Genomic DNA, 800 nt, shown 5'->3' on the forward strand with positions numbered 1-800 from the left:
AGCTCGATCCTTTCGAGAACAGTCTCTTTCTTTTCTGCGGTCGGAAAACATCCTCGATCAAGGGGATCCTTTGGGAAGAGGACGGATTTCTTCTTCTTACGAAGCGTCTTGACGAAGGAAAGTTCCAGTGGCCTAAAAACAATGACGAAGTGCTTCTTCTCAGCGAACAGCAGCTGAGATGGCTTCTCGAAGGTCTGGGGATCGAGCAGAAATGTTCGATCCGCAAAAGCCGGGCGACAAAGATAATGTGATCAAAAAAGCTTTATATAAAGGGGAATTTGTTTATTTCCCTTCTTTTTTGTGGTATAATTGAATCATGGAAAAGGAAAAACAAACGACGGTCGAAGCGGATAAAGAACAGCTCGAAAAGATGATCAAAGCCATAGAGGATTTGACTGTTCGGATCGAAGAGCAGGATAAAAAGATCCAGGAAAAAGATGCGATCATCCAAAAGCTTCAGCGGATGCTTTTCGGAAAAAAGAGCGAAAAAGCAAGACATGCGGAAATGATGGCCAACATGCCTACGCTCTTCGATCTCGAATATCCGGAAGAAAGTCCTTCTTCTGCTCGTGCTCTCCAGAACATTCAGTATTCCAGAAAAAAACGCTGCTGGAACAAAGACGATCTGGGCGATTGGTACTATGTCAAGTTTGAGGACAACCTAAATTTCTGTTTTTTGACAAATCCGAAAAAATTTGTTCCGCTTTCCATTGACTACGGGTCCCTATCCCTAAGAACCCATTTCTTGTTGCTTTTCAAACTCCCAGCTCTTGCTGCGGCTTGAAAAGCCCCAAGCTTAT

2 protein-coding genes are annotated in these 800 nt (G+C 43.6%); both read left to right on the forward strand.

The window, feature by feature from the left end; genetic code table 11:
- Nucleotides 1-251 (forward strand): IS66 family insertion sequence element accessory protein TnpB (gene tnpB / locus BO225_RS10665; protein ID WP_076342205.1); only part of this gene is annotated, 251 nt, incomplete at its 5' end.
- Nucleotides 252-316: 65 nt separating this feature from the next.
- On the forward strand, nt 317-784 hold the full coding sequence (locus tag BO225_RS10670; RefSeq protein ID WP_076342206.1) for an IS66 family transposase: 468 nt from the start codon (nt 317-319) through the stop codon (nt 782-784).
- Nucleotides 785-800 lie beyond the last annotated feature (16 nt).

The sequence above is a fragment of the Dubosiella newyorkensis genome (assembly GCF_001945605.1).
Taxonomy (GTDB): Bacteria; Bacillota_I; Bacilli_A; order Erysipelotrichales; family Erysipelotrichaceae; genus Dubosiella; species Dubosiella newyorkensis.